5 protein-coding genes are annotated in these 5,752 nt (G+C 68.8%); 2 read left to right on the forward strand and 3 right to left on the reverse strand.

All coding sequences use genetic code 11. The annotated features are described in order from the left end of the window. Positions 1–82: 82 nt before the first annotated feature. The gene (locus AC3XYG_RS38165; protein WP_489145126.1) at positions 83–1,054 is read right to left on the reverse strand and encodes a quinone oxidoreductase family protein; all 972 of its coding nucleotides are present in this window, start codon (positions 1,052–1,054) and stop codon (positions 83–85) included. 99 nt (positions 1,055–1,153) lie between these two features. Here AC3XYG_RS38165 and AC3XYG_RS38170 point away from each other — a divergent pair, with 99 nt between their 5' ends. After that, entirely contained in the window at positions 1,154–2,014 is an 861-nt protein-coding gene (locus AC3XYG_RS38170; protein ID WP_489145127.1) for a LysR substrate-binding domain-containing protein, read from the forward strand. Here the strand turns inward: AC3XYG_RS38170 and AC3XYG_RS38175 are convergent. Together AC3XYG_RS38175 and AC3XYG_RS38180 are read right to left on the reverse strand one after the other, a co-directional pair. Next, positions 2,011–3,702, reverse strand: coding sequence for a winged helix-turn-helix domain-containing protein (locus tag AC3XYG_RS38175; protein ID WP_489145130.1), 1,692 nt, complete (start codon positions 3,700–3,702; stop codon positions 2,011–2,013). The two genes, AC3XYG_RS38170 and AC3XYG_RS38175, sit on opposite strands and share 4 nt — an antisense overlap. Positions 3,703–3,717: 15 nt before the next feature. After that, entirely contained in the window at positions 3,718–4,896 is a 1,179-nt protein-coding gene (locus AC3XYG_RS38180) for an ATP-binding protein (protein ID WP_489145128.1), read from the reverse strand. Positions 4,897–5,078: 182 nt separating this feature from the next. On the opposite strand from AC3XYG_RS38180, the gene AC3XYG_RS38185 reads away from it, so the two are divergent. Continuing rightward, positions 5,079–5,582 carry a helix-turn-helix domain-containing protein gene (locus AC3XYG_RS38185; protein ID WP_489145129.1) on the forward strand — a complete coding sequence of 168 codons (504 nt, stop codon included), beginning with the start codon at positions 5,079–5,081 and terminating at the stop codon, positions 5,580–5,582. The last annotated feature ends 170 nt before the right edge of the window (positions 5,583–5,752 follow it).

Genomic DNA, 5,752 nt, shown 5'->3' on the forward strand with positions numbered 1-5,752 from the left:
CAGCGGACATGGTCGTCCGTGAGCACCGGAAGCGGAGAAACCGCCGTCAGGCGGCCGCGCCAGGTGCATTACCAAACAGGCTCTATGGCAGCAGCACCGTCGCGCCGGTGGTCTGCCGTGCTTCCAGCCGGCGATGCGCCTCGGCCGCCTCGGCGAGCGGCAGGCGGGCATGGACCGGGATCTTGACCGCCCCGCTCGCCACGACCCCGAACAGCTCTGCGCTCATGGCCAGCACGTCCTCGCGCCGCACGAGATGGTCGAACAGCAGCTGTGACGTGGCAAAGATCGAGCCCTTCCGCATCAGCAGCCCGATGTCGAAGGGCTCGACCGGCCCGGACGCCGCGCCGTAGCTGACGACGGTGCCGAAGCGCCGGAGGCAATCGAGCGAGCCGGCGAAGGTCGTGTGGCCGACGCCATCATAGACGACATCGCAGCCTGCGCCGCCGGTGATCTCCCTGACACGCGCGACAAAATCCTCATCGATATAGTCGATGACGTGGTCGCAGCCGTTGCGGTTCGCGAGTTCGGCCTTTTCGGGCGAGCCGACGGTGCCGATGACGGTCGCACCGAGATGCTTCGCCCATTGCGTCACGATCAGGCCGACGCCGCCTGCCGCGGCATGCACCAGGATGGTGTGGCCCGGCTCGACGCGGACTGTGCGGCGCAGCAGATAATGGGCCGTCAGCCCTTTCAGCATCATTGCGGCGCCGGTCTCGAAATCGATGGCGCCGGGCAGATGCACCAGGAAATGGGCCGGCACGATGCGCTCCTCGGCATAGGCGCCGAGCGTCTCGACATAGGCGACGCGGTCGCCCGGAGCGAAGCCGTCGACACCCTCGCCGACGGCGACGACCTCGCCGGCGCCCTCATTGCCGGGCGTGAAGGGAAGGGCGGGCGGCGCATAGACGCCGCTGCGGAAATAGATGTCGACGAAGTTGAGGCCGATCGCCCGGTTGCGCACACGGACCTCGCCGGGGCCGGGCCGACCGATCTCGACATCTTCATAGACCAGCACCTCTGGCCCGCCATGGCGGTGGACACGGATTGCTTTCACGGGGGCATCCCTTGCGTTGCGACGTTCTCAGGCCTCGGAGATAGCGCGCGGCAAGGTATGATTGTAGACTGATATCGGTGAGATCAGAGTTCAACGAACATGATATCCGAACAGATCGGCCTCGACCTCCTCCGCAGCTATGTCGCGGTCTGCCGGCAGGGCAGCCTGAGCCGGGTCGCCGCACAGACCGGCCGCACCCAATCGGCGCTGAGCATGCAGATGCGCCGGCTCGAGGGCCTGCTCGACCGGCAGCTGTTCCAGCGTACCGGCCGCGGCGTGGTGCCGACGGCAGAGGGGGAATTGCTGCTGGGCTATGCCACCCGCATCCTGGCTCTCGGCGACGAGGTGGTGGCGCGCCTGCAGCAGGCGGAGATCAGCGGCGGCGTGCGCATCGGCCTGGCCGAGGAGGTGGCGGCCGCGGCGCTCCCGGCCGCGCTGGGGCAGCTGCACCGCGCCTATCCCGACATCCGGCCGGACGTGGTGGTCGAGCACAGCGTCGCGCTGGGCCGGCTCTGGGGCGAAGACGGGCTGGACATCATGATCGCCCCGACCTCCGTCGTGGTGGCTGATGCCCTGACCACCTGGAATGTTGAGCTGCAATGGGCCTGCGCCCTTGACTATGTCCCGGATCCCGACCGGCCGCTCGATCTCGTGGTGTTCGCCGCGCCCTGTCTGTGGCGCCGGCGCATGATCGATGCGCTGGTGGCCGACGGGCGGGAGCATCGGGTGATGTTCACCAGCCAGAGCGTCATGGCCCTGCAGGCGGCGATCGAGAACGGGCTGGGCATCGGTCTGCTGCCGCCCGAGACGGTTCGCGCCGGGTCGATGCGGGCGCTGAAGACGTCGGCCGGCGTGCCGGAACCGCTGACTGTGCAATATGGCCTCTATGCCCATGACCGGCGGACGCCCGTGGTGGAGGCTGCGATCGGCATTCTGCTGGAGGGGATCGAGGGGACCTAGCCCAGGCTCGCCAGCAGGCGCCCGGCCGCTTGCGGATCGGCAGTCTCCGAGCCTTCCGTGATCTGCGCGAGGGCCGGCTCCAGCAGCGCACGGGCGTCCCCGTGCCGTCCCTGGCCGGCCCACAGCGCCGCGAGGTCGATCGCGGTGCGCAGCTCCCACGCCCGCGCACCCTGGCGGCGGCTCATCGTGAGCGACTGCTGGAAGCAGTCTTCCGCGGCGGCTGGGTCGGGCTGCGGCATCGCGAGCAGGAGGGCGCCTTTGACCCGCAGCACCTCCGGCAGATAGGAGGCGTCGCCGTTCTTCTCCACCCGCAGGATGGACTGGTCGATCAAGGCCAGACCTTCGGCAAACCGCCCGGTCGCCGCGAGCCCCTGGGCGAGCGGGAGGCTGAAGGCCGTGGTCAACAGCTCGTACCGGGCGGCGTGGAGCTCCGGCAGGCAGCCCATCAGGCCCTCGATCCCGCGCTCGGCAGCGCCGCGGCGGACGGCCAGTTCGCCCCTGTAGCCGCGGCTGACGGCCAGATAAGGGCCCATGGAATGGGTTTCGGCATGGGCCATGAACCACTCCATGTGCTCTTCGGCACTGGCGAGATCGCCGATCCAGAAGAACACGGCAATCGCCCAGTTCACGACGATCGACAATGTCACGGGATGGTCCATGCGCGCGGCGTCGCTGACCACTTGGCGCACGCGCTCCACGGCCTGGTCCGGATGGCCCTGCAGCCACAGGGTCCTGGCCAGGGCGATGTTGGACCAGTTGTGATGATCGAAGCCGAGCAGTGTCCTGCTGGTCTGGTGCGATCGGGCCCCTTGCCGCTGCGCCGCTTTCAGTTCGGCGCGAGCCTCGCCGAGGTCGCCGATCAGGTGGAGGGCGATGCCGGACAGGGAATGGGCCAGCGCGATGGCGGCCGGGTCCTGGATGCTGTGGGCGACGGCGGCGCTGCGCCTGGCATGGGCCAGTGCGGTCCTGAAATCGGCGATGCGGATGTGGAACATATGCAGCGGGGCCAGGAGCTGGATCTGGTTCAGCGCGTCGCCACGGCTCTCGGCGATTTCCAGCCCCCGGCTCAACGCCGTTCTCGCCGCATCGGTGCTGCCGCGCGTGAACATCAGCGACATGCCCAGCGCCGCCTGAAGATGCATCTCCGCGGCGCCCGCGCGGCTGGTGTCGTCGAGGGCCAGGATCGCCCGCTCCGACCAGCGATGGCATTCGACGAGCAGGGAGAGGGCCATGAACACCGGCGCCGCGGCCGCGGCCAGGCCGACGCCGGTCCGAATGTCGCCATCCGGTCCGAAGCACCATTCCAGGGCAGCGCGCACATTGCCGAGGCCGCCGAGGCGGCGCGCCCGTTCCGCTGAATTCGACAGGGTCGACCATTCGGCCCCGGCCTGCTCCAGCCATCCCCGGTAGTGGATGGCGTGGCGCATGGACAGTTCGGCGAGCTCGTCGTCATCGACGCCCAGGTCGAGGACATAGGCCCGCGTCATGTCGAGAAGGCGATAACGCATCATGGCCCCGACCGGACGGGTCGCGACCATCGATTTGGCGACGAGGCTGTCGATCGTCCCGAAAACGAGGGCCTGGTCGACGGTGCTGCTCGTGACGATCGCCAGCGCTGCGTCGATCGTGAAATACCCCACGAACACGGCGAGCCGGCGCAGCACGACGCGCTCCAGTTCGGACAGCAGCCCGTAGCTCCAGTCCTAGGTCGCCTGCAGCGTCTGCTGCCGGGCCGGCGCGGTGCGCTGCCCCGGTCCCAGCAGGGTCAGGCGCTGGTCGAGAAGCGTGGCGATCTGCTGCAGGCCATGGGCCTCGACCCGTCCCGCGGCCAGCTCGATCGCGAGCGCCAGGCCGTCGAGCCTCCGGCAGATGCCGACCACGATCGCGACATCCGCATCGGTGAGGTCCAGGCGGGCACCGCTCGCCGCCGCACGCTCGATGAAAAGCTGGGTCGCCGGAAATGCAAGGGCTTCGGATGCGGTGACCCGGGGATCGTCAGGGGGAACGGCGAGCGTCATCAGCCGGTGGACCTGCTCTCCCTCAACCCGCAGCGCTTCGCGGCTCGTCGCCAGGATGTGGACCTCCGGCGCGGCCAGGAAGATGTCCGCGGCCAGGCGGGCGACACCGTCGATGACGTGTTCGCAGCTGTCGAGGATCAGCAGGAACCGGCGATCGCGCAGATAGGCCGCCAGGCTGGGGGTCGGGTCGTCGGACCGGATCGGGATCCCCAGCATCGACGCGACGGACGCGGCCACCATGTCCGGCCGGCTCAGCATGCCCAGGTCGACGAAGAGCAGGGCTCCGCCGAAGGCATCCAGCACATCATGCGCCACGGCGACGGCGACGGTGGTCTTGCCGACACCGCCCGGCCCCACGATGGTGACGAAGCGCGACGCGGTGAGCTGGGCCGACAGCGCGACGACGCTCTCCGCCCGTCCGACCATCCGGCCCAGCCGCGCTGGAAGAAATGTCAGGCCCGGCAACGGCGTGCCCGCTGCCGCCTTCTCTTCGGGGATGACGGGCGCTGTCTCCTCGACCGCGTCGGTCGATCGTGAAATCGGGGCGACGAAGCAGTACCCCCGGCCGGGCAGGGTGGCGATGTACCGTGCGCCGTCCCTGCCGTCGTCCAGGGCCTTGCGCAGGCTGGCGATGTGAAACCGCAAGCTGCCTTCGCCCACGATGACGTCGGGCCAGACCCGGGCCAACAGCTCCCTTTTGTCGATGGCCTCGTTGGGGCAGGTCACCAGAGCGATCAGGGTGTCGAGGGTGCGGGCCCCCAGTTCGATGGTGACGCCGTCTTTCTGCAGCAGCCGCTCGCCCACGATCAGGCTGAAGGGACCGAAGGAAATCACGTCTCTGGCCAGTGCCGGCGGCCGGATCATCGTTTCGTCACTCGTGGTCTCACGTGCATCCTCGAACAGCGGCCAGGGCGGCGCCACAGATGGGCACCTTGGTGCCCACAGATGGGCACCGGGGTGGCCGGATACGGCCCTGCCCAAGATGATAATCGCACAATACGCTGAACACAGCAGTTGGCGGCAAACGCCGGCGGTCCGGGAAAAGCGTGCCCTCGGCCCAGGCGGTACACTTGCCCGCGAAACTGCTCACCGAGTGCTGGGGTCCGTTGCCCGCCAAAGGAATCATCGTGTCCGAAGACCTGTCGCCACCGAGGCGGCACAGCTTTGGCGTGTCCGACGACACCGGCGCGAAGCCGTCCCGCTCTTCGGGCAAGCCGATCGACGACCGGCGCCTGTCCCGCGTCATGGGCTTCATCGACGCCCATCTCGCACGAAGCGTCGGCGTGGCCGATCTCGCGGCGGTGGCCTGCATGAGCACGGCGCATTTTGCACGATCGTTCAAGGCGACGACCGGCCGGAGCCCGCACGAGTTCGTCAACCGGAAGCGGGTCGAGCTGGCCTGCCGGATGCTGACCGAGCGTCACCGGCCGATCGCGGACATCGCGCTGTCGACCGGCTTCTCCTCGCAATCGAATTTCTCGCGGGCCTTCCGCCACGCCATGGGCATGACCCCGGGCGCGTACCGGGCAGCCCGGCTCGCCGGGGACTGAAGGTCGCGGCTTCGCGTCCACCCCACTCGAAGCTTCCTCACGGAAGCCATCACAAGGGAAATGATCATGTCCGAAGACTTCACGTCGCCGACGCGGCGCGACTTCCTGGCCAGTTCGGCCACCGCCATGTTTGCGGCTGCTGCCGCAACCGGCGCCTTCGGCCTGCTGAA

Source organism: Inquilinus sp., from assembly GCF_057815775.1.

What these genes read in the sequence shown, in the direction of transcription:
- AC3XYG_RS38170 (WP_489145127.1), top strand. Translation starts at nt 1,154, where the DNA reads ATGATATCCGAACAGATCGGCCTCGACCTCCTCCGCAGCTATGTCGCG.
- AC3XYG_RS38180 (WP_489145128.1), bottom strand. Translation starts at nt 4,896, where the DNA reads ATGATCCGGCCGCCGGCACTGGCCAGAGACGTGATTTCCTTCGGTCCC.